This is a genomic window from Kitasatospora sp. NBC_00458, from assembly GCF_036013975.1.
Lineage (GTDB): Bacteria > Actinomycetota > Actinomycetes > Streptomycetales > Streptomycetaceae > Kitasatospora.
In genome coordinates this window covers 3,222,964-3,241,449 of record NZ_CP107904.1, presented here as the reverse complement: position 1 = coordinate 3,241,449, position 18,486 = coordinate 3,222,964, and the positions used below count along the sequence as shown (strand labels likewise).

Sequence of the window (18,486 nt, the reverse complement as noted above, 5' to 3'; positions counted from 1 at the left end):
TGGACAGACGGTCCGTCACGGCGGAGGAGCGGTGACCGCGATCCTGGTCGCGGCGGGGGCGTTCCTGATGACGCTGCTGGGCGGCTGGGTCGCCCAGCGCACCGGGGACCGCCGCCACCTGGTGCTCGGCTTCGCCGCCGGGCTGATGCTCGGGGTCGTCGCCTTCGACCTGCTCCCGGAGGCGCTGCACCAGGCGCCCGAGGAGGTCCACGGGGTGCCGGAGGCGCTGCTGATGTTCGCGGCGGGCTTCCTGACCATCCACATCGTCGAGCGGGCGGTCGCCATCCACCGCGGCCACGAGGACGAGTACGCCGAGCACACCCACGGCCAGCGGTCCGCGCACGGCCACGCCCACTCCCACGGCCGCACCCGGTCCGGGATCGACGGGCAGCAGGGGGTCGGCCTGACCGCCGCCCTCGCCCTGGTCGGCCACAGCCTGATGGACGGCTTCGCGATCGGCGCGGCCTTCCAGGCCGGCACCACGGTCGGGACGGTGGTCGCGATCGCCGTGGTCGCGCACGACTTCGCCGACGGCTTCAACACCTACACGCTCACCCGCCTGTACGGGAACGACAAACGGCGCGCGCTGACCCTGCTCGCGGCGGACGCGCTGGCGCCGGTGACGGGCGCCGCGATCACCCTGCTGTTCACCATCTCCGAGCACCTGCTCGGCCTCTACCTGGGGTTCTTCGCCGGCTTCCTGCTCTACCTGGCGACCTCGGACATCCTCCCCGAGGCGCACAGCCCGCACCCCTCGCGCTCCACCCTGTTCTGCACCCTCGTCGGCGTCGGCTTCATGTGGCTGGTGATCGGCTTCGCCGGCTGACGGACCCCCGGGTGCCGACGTTGATCCGCTGGCCCGCCGATCCGCCGATCCGGCGCCCGGCCGACCGGACGCCACCCCGCCCCGCGGTCACCCGCCCGCCCCGGACCCGTCCGCTCGGCTGTCCGCCACTCCGGCTGCCGACCCGGCTGCCGCCCCGCCCGCGGCGGCCCACCGGGCCTGCAGCGCCCGCAGCGCCTCGGTGATCGCCGGACGCCGGGACGCCTGGGAGCGCCAGATCGCGAACACCCGCCGGGCCGGTTCCGGCACCACCGGTCGGGCGACCACCCCCGCCGGCAGCACGCCCCGGCCCAGCCGCGGCACCAGGCCGACGCCGAGCCCGGCCGCGATCAGCGCGATCTGGGTCTCGAACTCACCGACCTGGTAGTGGACGTCCGGCTCCTCGCCGGCCTCGCGCAGCGTCCGGACCAGCCAGTCGTGGCAGATGTTGCCGGGCGGCACGCTGATCCAGCGCTGCGCGCCGAGCCGGCCCACCGGCACCACCGCGAGGCCGGCCAGCGGGTGGCCGGCGGGCAGCAGCAGATCCACCGGGTCCGGGCCGAGGTCCAGCCGGGAGAGGCCCTCCTGCACCGGCAGCGGGACCGTCGGCCAGTCCTGGACGAGCGCCAGGTCGACCTCCCCGCGGGCCACCAGCTCGGCCGCCGGGTACGGGTCGCTCTCCACCAGCCGGACGTCCAGCTCCGGGCACCGCCCGCGGAGATCGACCAGGACCCCCGGCATCAGCCCGCGCGCGCCGGTGGCGAAGGCGGCGACCAGCAGCCGTCCGACCGCCTGGCCGCGCTGCTCCTCCAGCCGGACCTCCGCCCGCTCCACCAGGCCCAGCACCGCCTGCGCGGTGTCGGCCAGCTCGCGCGCCGCGTCCGTCAGGACCACGCCGCGGCCCTGACGCTCCAGCAGCACCGTCCTGGTCTCCCGCTCCAGCTTGGCGATCTGCTGCGAGACCGCGGACGGCGTGAACCCGAGGGCCGCCGCAGCCCCGCCGACCGAACCGTGCACGGCCACCGCGTGCAGCGCCCGCAGGCGCCCCAGATCCATCATGAAGTGATACTAAACCGTGGGCTTCAGTATTCATCGCTGGTGCTACACGGTGGAGGGCCGCCATCCTCGACCCATGACCGCAACCCCGCAGGCCGCCCCGGGCGGCGGCATGAGCCCGCGTCACATCGCCCTGGCCGTCCTGGTGGCCGCCGTCTGGGGCCTCAACTTCGTCCTCATCCACGTCGGCCTGCAGAACTTCCCGCCGCTGCTCTTCTGCGCACTGCGGTTCGCCGTGGTCGCCGTCCCGGCGGTCTTCTTCGTCGGCCCGCCCAGGGTGGCCGTCCGATGGGTGCTCGCGGTCGGCCTGGTGCTCGGGGTGGTCAAGTTCGGCCTGCTCTTCCTGGGCATGCACGCCGGCATGCCGGCCGGCCTCTCCTCCCTGGTGCTCCAGGGGCAGGCCGTCTTCACCGCGCTGTTCGCCGCCGCCCTGCTGGGCGAACGGCCCGGCGGGCGGCGGCTGGCCGGGCTGGCCGTCGCGTTCGCCGGGATCGGACTCAGTGCCGTCGACCACGGCCTCGGCGGACCGGTCGGGGCGTTCGCCCTGGTCGTCCTCGCCGCGGCGGCCTGGGGCCTGTCCAACGTGCTGACCCGCCGGGCCGCCCCGCCGGACGCGCTGCGCTGGATGGTCTGGGTCAGCGCCGTCCCGCCGCTGCCGCTGCTCGCCCTCTCCCTGCTGGTCGAGGGGCCGGAGGCCGACCTGCGCGCACTGCGCGAGATCACCCCGGCCGGACTCGGCGCGATCGGCTACGTCGGGCTGGTCTCCACCCTGTTCGGGTTCGTCGCCTGGAGCTACCTGCTGCGCCGCTACGACGCCACCGCCGTCGCGCCCTACTCGCTGCTGGTGCCGGTGTTCGGGATGTCCTCGGCCTGGCTGCTGCTCGGTGAACCGGTCAGCCCGCAGGCCTGCGCCGCCGCACTGCTGGTGATCACCGGCATCGGGATCACCGCACTGCGTCCGGGCGCGAGCACGGGGCCGGGGACGGTGCCGATGCCGGAGTCGGATGCGCCGACCGACGCGGGGGCGCGGCGGCCGCGTACGCGGCCTCGGCGTTCCGCAGAGCCCGCAGCAGCGCGTCCTGGTCGGCCGGGCTGACCGGGCCGAAGTACTCCTGGGCGACCTCGTGCCGGACCTGGCCGATCCGCTCCACCGCCGACCGCCCGGCCGCGGTCAGCACGATCCGCACGGCGCGCCGGTCGGCCGGGTCCGGGGCGCGCTCGACCATGCCCGCCTCCTCCAGTGCGTCGACCACGGTGGTGGCCGAGCGCGGGGCGATGTGCAGCCGGTCGGCGAGGTCGCTCAGCCGCATGGCCCGGTCCGGCAGCTCGCAACCGGGCGCGTGCGCCAGGGCCCGCAGGGCGCGGCCCTGGCCGGGGGTGATGCCGTAGGGCTCCAGTCGTTCGCTGGTGAGGCGGCGGATCCGCTTGATCACCCGGGTCATCGCGTCGGCCAGCTCGGCGGCGGTGTCGGTGGCGGTGGCCGTCGTGGTGTCGGCCGTGGTGTCGGCGGCTGTGGTGTCGGAGTCGCCCGTGGCCGTGGCCGTGGTGTCGGCGGCGGCTGTGGCGTCGTTCGGAACGGGGGAGGAGCTCGCCGCGTCGTCGGTCGGCGTGGTGGTCATGGGCGGCTCTCCTCGGCAGGTGTTCGACCAAGGGTATCGGCCGCCTCCGGGCGCGGAAGCAGGCCCGAAAGGGGGCACCGGCCCGCCGCCGCACCGGGCGGGACCGGTCGGGGCGGTCCCGGTCGGGATCGGACCGGTTCGGGTGGTTCGGGCGGTTCCGGCCCGGCGGGCCGGGTGGGCGGGAGACGGGCCGGGGGCGGGCGGGCGACAGGCACCCGAAATATGTTGAGCCTGGCTCAGTATCTGGGTTAGCGTAAGCCCCGAGTGAGGGCCGCCTAAGTTCCCTCCCCGCACCCTGGAGGGCCCGTGCCCCGCTCCGAAGCCCGCGTCGCCACCGACCGTTCCGCCCGCTACGCCAAGCAGCTCGCCGCCCACATGAGCCGCAAGATCCAGACCGACTGGTCCGAGGAGACCGGCCACGGCACCCTCGCCTTCAGCCTGGGCACCGCCACGCTGGAGGCCACCCCCGACGCGCTGCTCCTCGCGGTCGAGGGCGAGACCGAGAACCTGCCCGGCCTGGAGGACGTGGTCGGCCGCCACCTGGTCCGCTTCGGCGCCCGCGACGAGCTGGTCGTCGAGTGGCACCGCGACAACGGCGAGACCGGCCTCGTCCACCGCAACGACGAGGAGCCGGCCGAGAGCTGAGCCGGCTGAGAGCTGAGCCGGCCGGCGGCCGGACCCGCCCAGGCCCGCGGGTGGTGCCCCACCGGGGGCCGCCCGGACCGGTCAGCGGCGGGCCGGCAGCCACCGGGCGAGGCCCAGCAGCACCAGACCGCCCAGGCACCAGCCGGCCACCACGTCGAGCAGCCAGTGGTAGTCGCTCCATGCCAGCCCCAGCCCCACGCCCGCCGCGAGCAGCGCGGCCCCGGCCGCCGACAGGAGCCGGTCCCGGGGGCCGACCGTCCGGGCCAGCAGCAGCGCCGCCACCCCGTACCCGAGCGTGGCGGTGGTGGTGTGCCCGGACGGGTACCAGCCCCACTGGTCGGCGGCCAGCGGCAGCCCGAACGGGCCGGGCCGCGCGAACCAGGCCTTCGCCGGAACCACCAGCAGCGGGATCAGCCCGGCCGTCAGCACCGCGACCACCCCCGGCAGCCACCAGCGCGCCACACCCGCCCGGAACTCCCGCCAGGCCGCCACCGCCCCGCCGAGGAACAGCACCGGCACCGCCACGACACCGCCGCCGAGGTCGGACAGGGCCTCGCCGAGACGGTTGAGCAGGGCGCTGTGCAGCCCGGCCCGGACCTCGTGCACGGCGTGCCGCACCCAGCGGTCCACGCCGAGGAGCGGGCCGTCCACCGCCACCTGCCAGGACACCACCACCAGCACCACCCCGAGCAGCACCGGCAGCGCCGGACGGCCGAGGACGCCGGACAGCCGCCCCGGAGCAGGGGGGAGAGCTCCGGGGCGGCTCTGATGATCGCCGTTCCGTGCGCCCCGGGGGGTGTGGGTCGGACGGTCGGTCGATCGGCTTTCGGTGTGTGCCACCCCGTGCGGGGCGGCCTGGTTGTCCTCGCGGGCGACGCGCGGTACCGACCCCGAAGGGGGTGCCGCGGACGGATCCGCCAATGGCTGGGGCTCGCTGTCCATCTGTGATGACACTACGTCAAGGTCCTTGCACGGCCGAGGAGCTTCAGCGATTCCGCACACCATCTTCACCGCCGCGGCGGACGGCGCCACACCGGGTCCGCATCGGCTCCGCCCCGGGGCCGGGTCGCGGTCCGAACCGGGGCCCTCCAGGGGGAGCGCCGGCACCGGCCAGGGGGCGCCCCGGGGCGGGAGCCCGTACGGTCGGGCCGTTCCGCGCCAACCGAACGGCCCGTGGGGACAGGAGTCCCCACGGGCCGTTCAGCGCTGTCCGGACATCCCTCCGGCGGGTCTCGGTGCGGCACCCCGGCGCGGGCGGGGCGGCGTGGCCGCGCAGGCGCGCGAGCGGGGCGTGCCGCGTCGGGCCGCGACGCCTCAGACGGCGGCGAACGCGCCTTCGAGGATGTCCAGGCCCTCGTTCAGCAGGTGCTCCGGCATGACCAGCGGCGGCAGGAAGCGCAGCACGTTGCCGTAGGTGCCGGCGGTCAGCACGACCAGGCCCTCCGCGTGGCAGGCCTTCGCGATCGCCGCGGTGACCTCGGCGTTCGCCTCCTTGGTGCCCGGCTTCACCAGCTCGACCGCGACCATCGCGCCGCGACCGCGGACCTCGCCGATGATGTCGAACTTCTCCTGCATCGCCCGCAGGCGGCCCAGCATGATCTCGCCGATCCGCTGCGCCTTGCCGTTGAGGTCCTGCTCCTTCATGGTCTCGATGGCGCCCAGCGCGGCGGCGCAGGCCACCGGGTTGCCGCCGTACGTGCCGCCCAGACCGCCCGCGTGCGCGGCGTCCATGATCTCGGCGCGGCCGGTCACCGCGGCCAGCGGCAGACCGCCGGCGATGCCCTTGGCGGTGGTGATCAGGTCCGGGACGATGCCCTCGTCGTCACACGCGAACCACTGGCCGGTGCGGCAGAAGCCGGTCTGGATCTCGTCCGCGACGAACACGATGCCGTTGGCCTTCGCGAACTCCACGATCGCCGGCAGGAAGCCCTTGGCCGGCTCGATGAAGCCGCCCTCGCCCTGGATCGGCTCGATGATGATCGCGGCGACGTTCTCGGCGCCGATCTGCTTGGTGATGATCTCGATCGCCTGCGCGGCGGCCTCGGCGGCGCAGTTCTCCGAGCCGGTCAGCCAGCGGTACGGGTAGGCCACCGGCACCCGGTAGATCTCCGGGGCGAACGGGCCGAAGCCCTGCTTGTACGGCATGTTCTTCGCCGTCAGGCCCATGGTGAGGTTGGTACGGCCGTGGTACCCGTGGTCGAACACCACGACGGCGGTGCGCTTGGTGTGGGCGCGGGCGATCTTCACCGCGTTCTCGACCGCCTCGGCACCCGAGTTGAACAGCGCGGTGCGCTTCTCGTGGTCGCCCGGGGTCAGCTCGTTGAGCTGCTCCGCCACGGCGACGTAGCCCTCGTACGGGGTCACCATGAAACAGGTGTGCGTGAACGCGGCCAGCTGCTCGGACGCCTTGGCCACCACGGCCTCCGCGCTGTTGCCGACGTTCGTCACGGCGATGCCGGAGCCGAAGTCGATCAGCGAGTTGCCGTCCACGTCCTCCAGCACGCCGCCGTTGGCGCGGGACACGTACACCGGCAGGGTGGTGCCGACGCCGGCCGCCACCGCACCCAGCTTGCGGGCCTGCAGCTCCTGCGACTTCGGACCGGGGATCGCGGTGACCAGGCGGCGCTCCTGCGGGAGCGGCGTTGCGGCGCTCATGGGTTTTCTCCAGACTTCTCGGCTCGGTGCTTCGCAGGCTACGGCGGCCCTCCCCGGCCGGGCATGCGCCACTCGGTAGCACTGGGCCGTCCGACTTGTCCGGCACGGCCAGCGAGGGCGACGCCACTACCGGCAGCCCGCACTCCACTACATTGAGCGCGGGCGTGTCGCCGGGGCGGCGGCATGGGTATGGCGGCACCGACAGCGTTCGGGCCGGCGGGCGAGGGAGCGGGGCCGTACATGGGACTGGACGGGGCACAGAGTCACGGCGAGCGGACCACCGCCACCCCCCTCACCCCGATGCCCCACCCGAGACCCCCGGCCCGCCTCCCCTTCGACCTCCCCACCTGGGTCGCCGCCCCCCGCCCCCCAGCCGCCCCGGGCATCTTCCGCCAGGGGCACCGGCAGCTCGACCCGGACCGGGCCGAGGTGGCCAAGGTGCCGACCTGGCCGCTCCTCCTCCGTGCGGGACTGAACGCGGTGGTGGGGTGGCTGGCCTTCATCTACGGGACCCAGCTCGCCCTCCATCTGATCGTTCTGACGGTCTGGGTCGAGCATCCGTCGGGGACGGCTGTGACTGTCGTCGGCCTTTCAGTGAACGTCCTCGTGCTCGCCGCAGTGATCAAGGTCTTCGGCCGGATGGGTCGGTGGCCCGAGGTGTGGCGGCGGTACGCGGCGCCGCTGCTGTCGCGGACGGTGACCGAGGCGGAGCCCGCCGACGAGGAGGAGGCGGCGGAGGCCGCTCGGCAGCGGGACCCGTGGGTGCTGCTGCGGAACGGCGGGGCGGCCGCGGCTGCCGGGAGGCTGGACGGGGAGGCGGTCGGCGACGTCGACTACGTGCGGATCCAGCGGGCCTGGGAGTCGGCCCAGGCGGATCCGGCGTTCCTCCCGGCCTTCGTCGAGCAGGTGGCGGCCCGTGGCGCGGCGGCGTTCGCCCACCCGTCCGAGGTGCGCGAGCTGCCGGGCCGGGTGGAGCGGCACGACCTGCTGGTGGGGCAGGTGCGCCTGGGTACCGCCCAGGACGTGCCGAAGAACCCGTTGACCCACCGGGCGGCGGGGTTCGCGCTGGACCCGGCGGTGCTGGGCACGTCGATGCTGGCGGTGGGCCCGGCCGGGACGGGGAAGACGGCCCGGCTCGCCCGGCCGGTGGCGGAGGCGCTCTGCCTGCAGGCCCTGGCGGGTACGGCGTGCGCGGTGGTGATCGGTTCGTCGGACGCGGATCTCGGGCCGGACGCCTGGTACGACGTGGTGATCGCGCCGGGCGAGGCGGGTTCCCGGTACGGGCTCGACCTCTACGGCGCGGCCCAGGACCCGGACGAGGCTGCGGCCCGGCTGGCCGAGGCGCTGCTCCCGGACGAGCTGACCGCGCGCGCGGAGTCCGCCCGGACGGCGCTGCAGCAGATGGTCGGCCCGTTCCACGCCGCGTTCGGCCGCTACCCGGGCGTGCGCGAGCTGCGGGCGCTGCTGGCCGGTGAGCCGGAGTCGCTGGAGGCCCTGGTGAAGGGCCTGCGCGCGGCGGGCCGGCTGGGTTCGTACGAGCGGGACCTGCAGCACCGGGAGCGGCAGCACGGCCGGGCGGACGATCCGGGGGCGCTGCTGGCGGACCGGCTGGCGCTGCTGGACCGGCCGGCCTTCGAGGGCGCCTTCGCGACGGACGGCTCGGGGCTCCCGCCGTTCGCGATGCGGGTGCTGGACCATCCGCTGCGGGTGCTGGTGCGGCTGCCCGAGCGCAGTCACCCGGAGGCGGCGCGGATGCTCTCCCGCCTCCTGGTGGGGCAGTTCGTGCAGGCCGCGGGGGTGCGCCGGGACCGGTCGCTGTTCGCCGGCCTGGTGGTGGACGACGCCTCGGCGGCGTTGGACGCGGGCATCGTGCGCGGGCTGCAGCGGCTGCGCGGGGCCAACGCCGGGGTGCTGCTGCAGCTGAGGACGCTGGTCGATCTGCCGGAGGCGTTGCGGGCGCCGCTGTTCGGGGCGGTGGGGTGCCGCGCGGCGTTCCCGGGCATCGCGCCCTGGGACGGCCGGCTGTTCTCCGAGGCCTGGGGGACGCACGTGGTGCAGGAGACGGCGGTGACGCTCGCGCCGGACACGTCGGGCGGGCTGGTGCGGCGGGCGGGGCGGTTGGGGCGGAAGGCGTTGTCGGGGACGACGGCGCAGACCGAGTCGGTGACGACGCGCGAGGTGGAGCGGCTGCGGTGGTCGCCGTCGGATCTGGCGCACGCGCTGCCGGCGGGGCACGCGGTGGTGTCGTTGACGTCGGTGTCGGGGGAGCAGGTGCCGCCGCTCCTGGTGGATCTGCGGGGGTGAGGCGCGGGTGAGGCGGGCGGGACGGGGACGAAGCTCGCCTTCGAGGAGGATTCGGCAGTGCGGGTTGTCCGGGGCGTCCATAATGAGGGGAGGAGTTCCCTCAGAGCCCTCAGCCCTTTTCCCGCCCGGCCGCAACGGTGCGGCCGGGTCGTTCCCCCGAAGGTGCCATGCCCCCCACACTTGCCTCCGTCGTCCGCAACACCTCGCTCCATCTGACGGTCCTCGCCGGTGCGGACCACCTGGAGCGGCCGGTCCGCTGGGTGCACACCAGTGAGCTGGACGACCCGACGCCCTTCCTTGAGGGTGGTGAGCTGCTGCTCACCACCGGTATCAAGCTGGGCCGGACCGCCGCGAAGCTGCAGGCGTACGTGCACCGTCTGGCGGACGCGGGGGTGGTGGGGCTGGGGCTCGGGGTCGGGTTGTCGCACACCGAGGTGCCGCAGCCGCTGGTGGAGGCGGCCGCGCAGCGCGGGCTGCCGCTGCTGCGGGTGCCGGAGCCGACGCCGTTCATCGCGATCAGCAAGGTGGTGTCGGCGGCGTTGGCCGCGGAGCAGTACGAGGCGGTGACGACGAGCTTCGAGGCGCAGGAGGAGCTGACCCGGGCGGCGCTGGGCAAGGACGGCACGACGGCGGTGGTGCGGCGGCTGGCGGCCCGGTTGGGTGGTTGGGCCGCGCTGTACGACGGGTCGGGTGCGCTGTCGGTGGTGGCGCCGGACTGGGCGGCGCGCCGGGCGGGTCGGCTGGCGGCCGAGGTGGACCGGCTTCGGCGGCGTCCGGCGCCGTCGAGCGCGGCGCTGCAGGGGCGGGCGCCGGGGATAGACACGGCGGACGAGGACTACGTGGTGGTCCAGTCGCTGGGGGCGGACCGGCGGGCGCGCGGGTTCCTGGCGGTGGGGACCGAGGACCGGATCACGCCGACCGAGCGCTACGTGCTGAACGCGGCGGTGGCGCTGCTGACGCTGACCCTGGAGCGGTCGCGGGAGCTGCGGCAGGCCGAGGAGAAGATGGGCGCGGCGCTGCTGCGGATGGTGCTGGCCGGGGAGGTGGCCACCGCCCGGCAGGTCGCGGCGGGGCTGTTCGGGGGGCTGCCGGAGGGGACGGTCCGGGTGCTGGTGGCCGGGGCGGGCCAGGGGGTGGACGCCGGGGAGGCGCTGGGCGAGCTGGGGGACCGGGCGGAGCAGGCCGGGGCGCGGGTGGCGGAGAAGCTGCTGGTGGCGCGGGAGGAGGGGGCGCACGGGCCGCGGCTGATGGTGCTGGCGCTGGACAACGGTGCGGTGCACCGGGCGTGCCTGGGTGCGGTGGAGGAGCACGAGGGGTTGTCGCTGGGTGTGTCGGCGCCGGCTGCGCTGGAGGACTCGGGGACGGCGTACGCGCAGGCGGAGCGGGCGCTGGCGGTGGCGTTGCGCGGTGGTCGGCGGTCGGTGGACCACGAGGAGGTCGGCGCGGGGTCGTTGCTGCCGCTGCTCGGGGAGGACGCCGTGACGGCGTTCGCGGAGGGGCTGCTGCGGCCGCTGCGCGACCACGACCGGACGGCGCGCGGTGACCTGGTGGCCTCGTTGCGGGCCTGGCTGTCGCGGCACGGGCAGTGGGACGCGGCGGCGGCCGATCTCGGGGTGCACCGGCACACGCTGCGGTACCGGATGCGGCGGGTGGAGGAGCTGCTCGGGCGGTCGTTGGACGACACGGACGTCCGGATGGAGCTGTGGCTGGCGCTCCGCTCCGGCGAGGAGTAGCCGGGGCGTGCGGTGGGCCGGCGGCCTGCGGCGGGGCCTTGACCGGCCTGCGGCGGGGCCGCTGGACGTGGTGGAGTGGCCGGGGTGGCGAACGTTACGCCGTGGCCAATCCGGTCGGCGCGCCGCCGCCCCTACCCTCGGTTCTGGCGCCACGTCCGTGGGGCCGTGAGGACGACGAGGAGAGGGCCGGTACCACGGTGACCACCACGTACGATTTCTGGCTGGCCGGCCGCCGGGCGAGCGGCGACGCCGACTTCGAGGTGCACAACAGCTGGGACGGCCGTCTGGTCGGCAGGGTGAGCATCCCCACCGAGGCCCAGGTCGAGGAGGCGCTGGACGCCGCCGTGGCCGCGCTGCCGGTGTTCGCCGCGACCCCCGCGCACGTGCGGTCCGCCGCGCTGGACCACGTGGCCCGGCGGCTGACCGAGCGCACGGAGGAGATCGCCCGGCTGATCACCGCCGAGAACGGCAAGCCGATCAAGTGGGCCCGCGGTGAGGTCGGCCGTGCCGTCTCCGTCTTCCGCTGGGCCGCCGAGGAGGCCCGCCGCACCAACGGCGAGACCATGCGGCTGGACACCGACCCGGGCGGCGTGGGCCGTTTCGCGGTGGTGCGCCGCTTCCCGCGCGGTGTGGTGCTGGGCATCGCCCCGTTCAACTTCCCGCTGAACCTGGTCGCGCACAAGGTCGCCCCGGCGATCGCGGTCGGTGCGCCGATCATCCTCAAGCCGGCTCCGGCGACCCCGCTCTCGGCGATGGTGCTGGGCGAGATCCTGGCCGAGACCGACCTGCCGGCCGGTTCCTGGAGCGTCCTGCCGGTGCCGAACGACCGGATGCCGGCGCTGGTGCAGGACCCGCGTCTGCCGGTGATCTCGTTCACCGGTTCGGACAAGGTCGGCTACCAGATCATGGACTCGGTGCCGCGCAAGCACACCACCCTGGAGCTGGGCGGCAACGCGGCGGCCGCGGTGCTCGCCGACTGGTCCTCGGAGGCGGACCTGGACTGGGCGGCCACCCGGATCGCGATGTTCGCGAACTACCAGGGCGGCCAGTCCTGCATCTCGGTGCAGCGGGTGATCGCCGACGCGTCGGTCTACGACGCGCTGCTGGAGAAGGTCGTCGCGAAGGTCGCGGCGCAGGTCACCGGTGACCCGAACGACGACGCGACCGACGTCGGCCCGCTGGTCGACGAGAACGCGGCGAAGCGCGTCGAGTCCTGGGTGGACGACGCGGTGGCCAAGGGCGCGAAGCTGCTCGCGGGCGGTACCCGTGAGGGTGCGACCTACGCCCCGACCGTGCTGGCGGAGCTGCCGGCCGACGCGATCCTGGCCAAGGCCGAGGTGTTCGGCCCGGTCCTGTCGCTGCACCGGGTGGAGGGCACCGACGAGGCGTTCGCCGCCGTCAACGACTCGCCGTTCGGCCTGCAGGCGGGTGTCTTCACCCACGACCTGCAGACCGCCTTCCGGGCCCACCGGGAGCTGGAGGTCGGCGGTGTGATCATCGGCGACGCGCCGTCCTACCGTGCCGACCAGATGCCGTACGGCGGCGTCAAGGACTCCGGTGTCGGCCGCGAGGGCGTCAGGTACGCGATGGACGACTACACCGTCGAGAAGGTCATGGTCCTCACCGGCCTCGACCTCTGACCGGTCCGGGTCGGACCGGTCCGGGTCGGACCGGTCCGGTCCGGCCTGCGGAAGGGCCCGGCAGCCTCGTGCTGCCGGGCCCTTCGCGTGCCCGGGGGCGGGCGGGGCGGGGCTCAGTCGCGGCCCGCGGCGGCCGCGACGGCCTCGGCGACGGTCGCGTCGCCGGCGATCAGTTCCAGGGTCTGCCCGGCGGTGCCCGGTTCGTGCAGCAGGGCGGCGAGGACGGCGGCGACGTCCTGCCGGTCGACCGGGCCGCGGCCGGTGGAGGGGGCGAGCCGGACCAGGCCGGTGCCCGGGCCGTCGGTGAGGCGGCCGGGGCGCAGCACCGTCCAGTCGAGCGTGGTGCGGGCCCGGACGGCGTCGTCGGCGGCGCCCTTGGCCCGCAGGTAGGTCTCGAAGACCTCGTCGGCGGGGTGGGCGGCGCCGGCGTCGGCGCCCATCGAGGAGACGATCAGGTAGCGGCGGACGCCGGCGAGTTCGGCGGCGTCGGCGAGCAGGACGGCGGCGTCCCGGTCGACGGTGAGTTTGCGGTCGGCTCCGCTGCCCGGTCCGGCTCCGGCGGCGAAGACCACGGCGTCGGCGCCGGTGAGCAGGGCGGCGAGTTCGGCCGGGGTGGCGGCCTCCAGGTCGAGCAGCAGTGCTTCGGCCCCGGCGGCGACGAGGTCCTCGGCCTGTTCGGGGCGGCGGATGATGCCGGCGGGCCGGTCGCCGCGGTCGGCGAGCAGCCGTTCCAGCCGGAGCGCGATCTGTCCGTGTCCTCCGGCGATGACGATTCGCATGGTTCCGACGGTAGCCCGGGGCCGCTCCGGCGTCCTGGTGAGCCGTGGTCGGGCCGCTTCCGGGGGCCGGCGTCGAGGAGGGGTGCCCGGGTGTCCCCGGGAGGTGGTCGGCGCGGGAGTGGGGCGGCCCGGCGTCCCGGGGAGGCGGCCGGGCAGGACACAATGGGCCCATGACTTCGCTCGCCCACCCGCAGCTGCGGTTCACCCCCGAGGTGAACGACCCCTCCGGCCCCCGGGAGCTGGTGATCCTCGGCTCCACCGGTTCGATCGGCACCCAGGCCATCGACGTGGTGCGACGCAACCCGGACCGGTTCCGGGTGGTCGCCCTGTCGGCGGCCGGCGGCCGGGTGGAGCTGCTCGCCGAGCAGGCCCTGGAGCTGGGGGTGCACACCGTGGCGGTGGCCGACCCGGCGGCGGAGCCGGCGCTGCGCGAGGCGCTGGCGGGCAGGGCGGCGGGCCGGTCGCTGCCGGCCGTGCTGGCCGGTCCGGACGCGGCGACCGAGCTGGCGGCGGTGGAGTGCCACTCGGTGCTGAACGGGATCACCGGTTCGATCGGTCTGCGGCCGACGCTGGCGGCGCTGCGGGCGGGCCGGGTGCTGGTGCTGGCCAACAAGGAGTCGCTGATCGTCGGCGGTCCGCTGGTGAAGGCGGTGGCCCGGCCGGGCCAGATCGTCCCGGTGGACTCCGAGCACGCCGCGCTGTTCCAGGCGCTGGCGGGCGGCACCCGGGGCGAGGTCCGCAAGCTGGTGGTGACGGCGAGCGGCGGCCCGTTCCGCAGCCGCAGCCGTGCGGAGCTGGCGGGCGTCACCCCGTCGGACGCGCTGGCGCACCCGACCTGGGCGATGGGTCCGGTCGTGACGATCAACTCGGCCACCCTGGTGAACAAGGGCCTGGAGGTGATCGAGGCGCACCTGCTGTACGACGTGCCGTTCGACCGGATCGAGGTCGTGGTGCATCCGCAGTCGGTCGTCCACTCGATGGTGGAGTTCACGGACGGGTCCACGCTGGCGCAGGCGAGTCCGCCGGACATGCGGATGCCGATCGCGCTGGGCCTGGGCTGGCCGGACCGGGTGCCGGACGCCTCGCCGGCCTGCGACTGGACCAAGGCGGCGACCTGGGAGTTCTTCCCGCTGGACGACGAGGCGTTCCCGGCGGTGGAGCTGGCCCGCGAGGTGGGCACGCTGGGCGGGACGGCCCCGGCGGTCTTCAACGCGGCGAACGAGGAGTGCGTGGAGGCCTTCCTGAACGGCCGTCTCGCCTTCACCGGGATCGTGGACACTGTTGCGAAGGTCGTGGCCGAGCACGGACAGTACGACGGTGGACGGGGCGGCGGTCCGGCGGCGGGAACTTCGCTGACGGTCGAGGACGTCCTGCACGCGGAGGACTGGGCGCGCGCCCGGGCCCGCGAGCTGGCGGCCGGCTGACCGTCCCGGCCCGGACCGGGACGACCGGTGCGGTGACGGGGACGACCGGCTCGACGGCCGGGACGACCGGTGCGGTGACCGGTGCGGCGGCCGGGCACCCGGTACGACGACAGGATGAGCGGAACGGCATGACGGAGGAGCAGCGGTGGCAACGGTGATGACGGTGGTCGGCATCCTGGTCTTCGTACTGGGGCTGCTGTTCTCGATCGCCTGGCACGAGCTCGGCCACCTCTCCACGGCCAAGCTGTTCGGCATCCGCGTGCCGCAGTACATGGTCGGGTTCGGCCCGACGGTCTGGTCGCGGCGCAGGGGCGAGACCGAGTACGGCCTCAAGGCGATCCCGCTGGGCGGGTACATCCGGATGATCGGGATGTTCCCGCCGGGCGCGGACGGGCGGATCACCCAGCGCAGCACCTCGCCCTGGCGGACGATGATCGAGGACGCCCGGGAGGCCTCGTACGAGGAGGTCAAGGAGGGCGACGAGAGCCGGCTCTTCTACACGCGCAGGCCGTGGAAGCGCGTGATCGTGATGTTCGCCGGTCCGTTCATGAACCTGATCCTGTCCTTCGGGCTGTTCCTGACGGTGATGATGGGCTTCGGCGTCTCGATGGCGGTGCCGACCATCGGCACCGTCTCGGAGTGCGTGGTGAAGGCCGGGCAGCCGACCGACACCTGCCCGGCGGGTGCGCAGCCGGCGCCGGCGTTCCAGGCCGGGCTGAAGCCGGGCGACAAGGTGGTCTCCTTCGACGGCGACCGGATCGGCGACTACGAGCAGCTCCAGGCCGACATCCGGAAGTCGGCGGGCAAGGAGGTCGTGCTGGTGGTGGAGCGGGACGGGCGGCAGGTCACCCTGAGGCCGACCATCGCCGTCAACGACGTGCAGAAGTACGACGCGGACGGCCTGCCGGTGAAGGGCGAGACGGTGCGGGCGGGCTTCCTCGGCTTCACGCCGTCCAGCGGGGTCGTCCAGCTGGGCTTCGGCCAGTCGCTGGACCGGATGTACGACATGGCGGAGAACGGGGTGGAGTCGCTGGCCGCGCTGCCCGGCAAGATCCCCGGCCTCTGGCACTCGGTGGTGGACGGTACGCCGCGCGAGGCCGACTCGCCGATCGGCATGGTCGGTGCGGCGCGGGTGAGCGGTGAGGTGTTCGCGCTCGACATCCCGGGCACCCAGCGGGTCGCCTACTTCGTGAACCTGCTCGCCGGGATCAACCTGTCGCTGTTCCTCTTCAACATGCTGCCGCTGCTGCCGCTGGACGGCGGTCACATCGCGGGCGCGGTCTGGGAGTCGGTCCGCCGCCGATTCGCACAGCTGTTCCGTCGGCCCGACCCGGGGCCGTTCGACGTGGCCCGCCTGATGCCGCTGGCGTACGTCGTGGCCAGTGTGTTCATCGGATTCACCCTGCTGGTGCTGGCCGCCGACCTGGTGAACCCGGTCAAGATCAGTTAGCCCGCCGGGACCGGCGGGTGCACGGGTGCCGGTCCCGGTGCCGTACCGTTGGAGCCCGGGTGCGCGATCGTCGGCCGCCCGGGTTCGGCCGTCGCAACGACCGGGCCGACCACACCTCAACCCCGGGGAACCCTGCGCACATGACCGCGATCTCGCTCGGTATTCCGTCTCTGCCGCTCAAGCCGCTCGCCAAGCGCCGTGTCTCCCGCCAGATCATGGTCGGCAACGTACCCGTCGGCGGTGACGCCCCCGTCTCGGTGCAGTCCATGACCACCACGGTGACCTCGGACATCAACGCCACGCTGCAGCAGATCGCGGAGCTCACCGCCTCCGGCTGCCAGATCGTGCGGGTCGCCGTCCCCTCGCAGGACGACGCGGACGCCCTGCCGATCATCGCCAGGAAGTCGCAGATCCCGGTGATCGCGGACATCCACTTCCAGCCGAAGTACGTCTTCGCCGCGATCGACGCCGGCTGTGCGGCGGTGCGCGTCAACCCCGGCAACATCAAGGCGTTCGACGACAAGGTCGGCGAGATCGCCAAGGCCGCGAAGTCCGCCGGCGTGCCGATCCGGATCGGCGTCAACGCCGGCTCGCTCGACAAGCGGCTGCTGGAGAAGTACGGCCGGGCCACCCCGGAGGCGCTGGTCGAGTCCGCGCTCTGGGAGTGCTCGCTGTTCGAGGAGCACGACTTCCGCGACATCAAGATCTCGGTCAAGCACAACGACCCGGTCGTGATGATCAACGCCTACCGCCAGCTCGCCGCGGCCTGCGACTACCCGCTGCACCTCGGTGTCACCGAGGCCGGTCCCGCCTTCCAGGGCACCATCAAGTCCGCGGTCGCCTTCGGCGCGCTGCTCGCCGAGGGCATCGGCGACACCATCCGGGTGTCGCTCTCCGCCCCGCCGGCCGAGGAGATCAAGGTCGGCAACCAGATCCTGGAGTCGCTCGGCCTGCGCGAGCGCGGCCTGGAGATCGTCTCCTGCCCGTCCTGCGGCCGCGCCCAGGTCGACGTCTACAAGCTCGCCGAGGAGGTCACCGCCGGCCTGGAGGGCATGGAGGTGCCGCTGCGCGTCGCCGTCATGGGCTGCGTCGTGAACGGCCCGGGCGAGGCCCGCGAGGCCGACCTCGGCGTCGCCTCCGGCAACGGCAAGGGCCAGATCTTCGTGAAGGGCGAGGTCATCAAGACCGTCCCCGAGTCGAAGATCGTGGAGACCCTGATCGAGGAGGCCCTGAAGCTCGCCGAGCAGATGCAGGCCGAGGGCGTCGAGTCCGGCGCGCCGACCGTCACCGCCGGCGAGTGACCGGCCCCGGTGGGCGGTAGTACGCCGCGGTTCTTCCGGAAGCGGGGCCGTCCGTGCGCGGACGGCCCCGCGGCCGTTCCCGGGTGGGGCCAGGGAGTAGGGTGCGGCCAGAGTCGTCTCAGTAAGGTGCTGTCTCGATGCTCGATCGAGGTGTGATGCTCCCCAGCTCGTTCCAGGCCGCCCGCGCCCTGGCGACCACCCGCGTACTGGAGCCGTCGGACCTCGCCGACGCCCTCGCGGTGCTCCACCGGGACCCGGTCGCCAACGCCTTCGTGGCCACCCGGGTGGAGGCCGTCGGCCTCGACCCCTGGCGCCTCGGCGGCGAGATGTGGGGCTGGTACGACGAGCGCGGCGAGCTCGACGCGCTCTGTTACGCCGGGGCCAACCTCGTGCTGGTCGACGCCGGGCCGCAGGCCGTCCAGGCGTTCGCCGAACGAGCCCGCCGCCAGGGCCGCCGCTGCTCCTCGATCGTCGGCCCGGCCGGCGCCACCGCCGCCCTCTGGGCCCTGCTGGAACGCAGCTGGGGCCCGGCCCGCGAGGTCCGCGCCCACCAGCCGCTGCTCGCCACCTCCGTGCCGTCCGCCGAGGTCGCCCCCGACCCGCTGGTCCGCAGGGTGCAGCGGAACGAGGTCGAGACGCTGATGCCGGCCTGCGTCGCGATGTTCACCGAGGAGGTCGGCGTCTCGCCGCTGGCCGGTGACGGCGGGCTGCTCTACCAGGCCCGGGTCGCCGAACTGGTCGCCTCCGGCCGCTCGTTCGCCCGCTTCGGCGAGGACGGCGAGGTGGTCTTCAAGGCCGAGATCGGGGCCGTCACCGAGGGCGCCTGCCAGGTCCAGGGCGTCTGGGTCGCCCCCGGGCACCGCGGCCGCGGGCTCTCCGAGACCGGCATGGCCGCCGTCCTCGACATCGCGCTGCGCGAGGTCGCCCCGGTCGTCTCGCTCTACGTCAACGACTACAACCTGCGCGCCCGCGCCGCCTACCGCAGGGTCGGCTTCCGCGAGGTCGGCGCGTTCATGAGCGTGCTGTTCTGAGCGGCGCCGTCCGGCGGGCCGCAGCG

The 18,486-nt window shown here is 74.4% G+C and carries 14 protein-coding genes and 1 pseudogene; 10 read left to right on the top strand and 5 right to left on the bottom strand.

Going from position 1 to position 18,486, the window contains the following annotated elements:
• Nucleotides 1-67: 67 nt before the first annotated feature.
• Nucleotides 68-826 (top strand): ZIP family metal transporter, encoded by a 759-nt coding sequence (locus OG550_RS12830; RefSeq protein ID WP_442906149.1) that lies wholly within the window; start codon nucleotides 68-70, stop codon nucleotides 824-826.
• A gap of 87 nt (nucleotides 827-913) precedes the next feature.
• Here the strand turns inward: OG550_RS12830 and OG550_RS12825 are convergent, their stop codons facing one another.
• Complete coding sequence (locus tag OG550_RS12825) at nucleotides 914-1,882, bottom strand: LysR family transcriptional regulator (protein WP_327677058.1); 969 nt, start codon at nucleotides 1,880-1,882, stop codon at nucleotides 914-916.
• A gap of 109 nt (nucleotides 1,883-1,991) precedes the next feature.
• Between OG550_RS12825 and OG550_RS12820 the strand changes: the two genes are divergently transcribed.
• Nucleotides 1,992-2,975 (top strand): EamA family transporter, encoded by a 984-nt coding sequence (locus tag OG550_RS12820; RefSeq protein WP_327683840.1) that lies wholly within the window; start codon nucleotides 1,992-1,994, stop codon nucleotides 2,973-2,975.
• A gap of 124 nt (nucleotides 2,976-3,099) precedes the next feature.
• On the opposite strand, the pseudogene OG550_RS12815 reads toward OG550_RS12820, so the two are convergent.
• Nucleotides 3,100-3,321: pseudogene (locus OG550_RS12815) on the bottom strand (MarR family winged helix-turn-helix transcriptional regulator); the annotation flags it as partial.
• 483 nt (nucleotides 3,322-3,804) lie between these two features.
• Between OG550_RS12815 and OG550_RS12810 the strand changes: the two are divergent.
• The gene (locus OG550_RS12810) at nucleotides 3,805-4,143 is read left to right on the top strand and encodes a DUF2218 domain-containing protein (protein WP_327677056.1); all 339 of its coding nucleotides are present in this window, start codon (nucleotides 3,805-3,807) and stop codon (nucleotides 4,141-4,143) included.
• A gap of 81 nt (nucleotides 4,144-4,224) precedes the next feature.
• Here OG550_RS12810 and OG550_RS12805 read toward each other — a convergent pair whose 3' ends face one another.
• Nucleotides 4,225-4,839, bottom strand: a complete 615-nt coding sequence (locus OG550_RS12805; RefSeq protein ID WP_327677054.1) for a phosphatase PAP2 family protein — start codon at nucleotides 4,837-4,839, stop codon at nucleotides 4,225-4,227.
• A 618-nt stretch (nucleotides 4,840-5,457) separates the two neighbouring features.
• On the bottom strand, nucleotides 5,458-6,798 hold the full coding sequence (gene gabT, locus OG550_RS12800) for a 4-aminobutyrate--2-oxoglutarate transaminase (RefSeq protein WP_327677052.1): 1,341 nt from the start codon (nucleotides 6,796-6,798) through the stop codon (nucleotides 5,458-5,460).
• A gap of 240 nt (nucleotides 6,799-7,038) precedes the next feature.
• Here gabT and OG550_RS12795 point away from each other — a divergent pair, with 240 nt between their 5' ends.
• The 3 genes from OG550_RS12795 (at nucleotide 7,039) to OG550_RS12785 (ending at nucleotide 12,475) form a co-directional block, all read left to right on the top strand.
• On the top strand, nucleotides 7,039-9,102 hold the full coding sequence (locus tag OG550_RS12795) for an ATP-binding protein (RefSeq protein WP_327677050.1): 2,064 nt from the start codon (nucleotides 7,039-7,041) through the stop codon (nucleotides 9,100-9,102).
• Nucleotides 9,103-9,269: 167 nt separating this feature from the next.
• Entirely contained in the window at nucleotides 9,270-10,835 is a 1,566-nt protein-coding gene (locus OG550_RS12790; protein WP_327677048.1) for a PucR family transcriptional regulator, read from the top strand.
• Between the two features lie 197 nt (nucleotides 10,836-11,032).
• Entirely contained in the window at nucleotides 11,033-12,475 is a 1,443-nt protein-coding gene (locus OG550_RS12785) for an aldehyde dehydrogenase family protein (protein ID WP_327677046.1), read from the top strand.
• A 113-nt stretch (nucleotides 12,476-12,588) separates the two neighbouring features.
• Here the strand turns inward: OG550_RS12785 and OG550_RS12780 are convergent, their stop codons facing one another.
• Nucleotides 12,589-13,254 (bottom strand): NAD(P)H-binding protein, encoded by a 666-nt coding sequence (locus OG550_RS12780; RefSeq protein WP_327677043.1) that lies wholly within the window; start codon nucleotides 13,252-13,254, stop codon nucleotides 12,589-12,591.
• Between the two features lie 170 nt (nucleotides 13,255-13,424).
• On the opposite strand from OG550_RS12780, the gene dxr reads away from it, so the two are divergent.
• From dxr to OG550_RS12760, 4 genes are all read left to right on the top strand, one after another.
• Nucleotides 13,425-14,678 (top strand): 1-deoxy-D-xylulose-5-phosphate reductoisomerase, encoded by a 1,254-nt coding sequence (dxr, locus tag OG550_RS12775; RefSeq protein WP_327677041.1) that lies wholly within the window; start codon nucleotides 13,425-13,427, stop codon nucleotides 14,676-14,678.
• 145 nt (nucleotides 14,679-14,823) lie between these two features.
• Complete coding sequence (locus OG550_RS12770) at nucleotides 14,824-16,128, top strand: M50 family metallopeptidase (RefSeq protein WP_327677039.1); 1,305 nt, start codon at nucleotides 14,824-14,826, stop codon at nucleotides 16,126-16,128.
• Between the two features lie 140 nt (nucleotides 16,129-16,268).
• Nucleotides 16,269-17,429: a flavodoxin-dependent (E)-4-hydroxy-3-methylbut-2-enyl-diphosphate synthase gene (gene ispG, locus OG550_RS12765; RefSeq protein WP_327677037.1), complete on the top strand. Its 1,161-nt coding sequence runs from the start codon at nucleotides 16,269-16,271 to the stop codon at nucleotides 17,427-17,429.
• Nucleotides 17,430-17,584: 155 nt separating this feature from the next.
• Nucleotides 17,585-18,460 carry a GNAT family N-acetyltransferase gene (locus tag OG550_RS12760; protein ID WP_327683839.1) on the top strand — a complete coding sequence of 292 codons (876 nt, stop codon included), beginning with the start codon at nucleotides 17,585-17,587 and terminating at the stop codon, nucleotides 18,458-18,460.
• The last annotated feature ends 26 nt before the right edge of the window (nucleotides 18,461-18,486 follow it).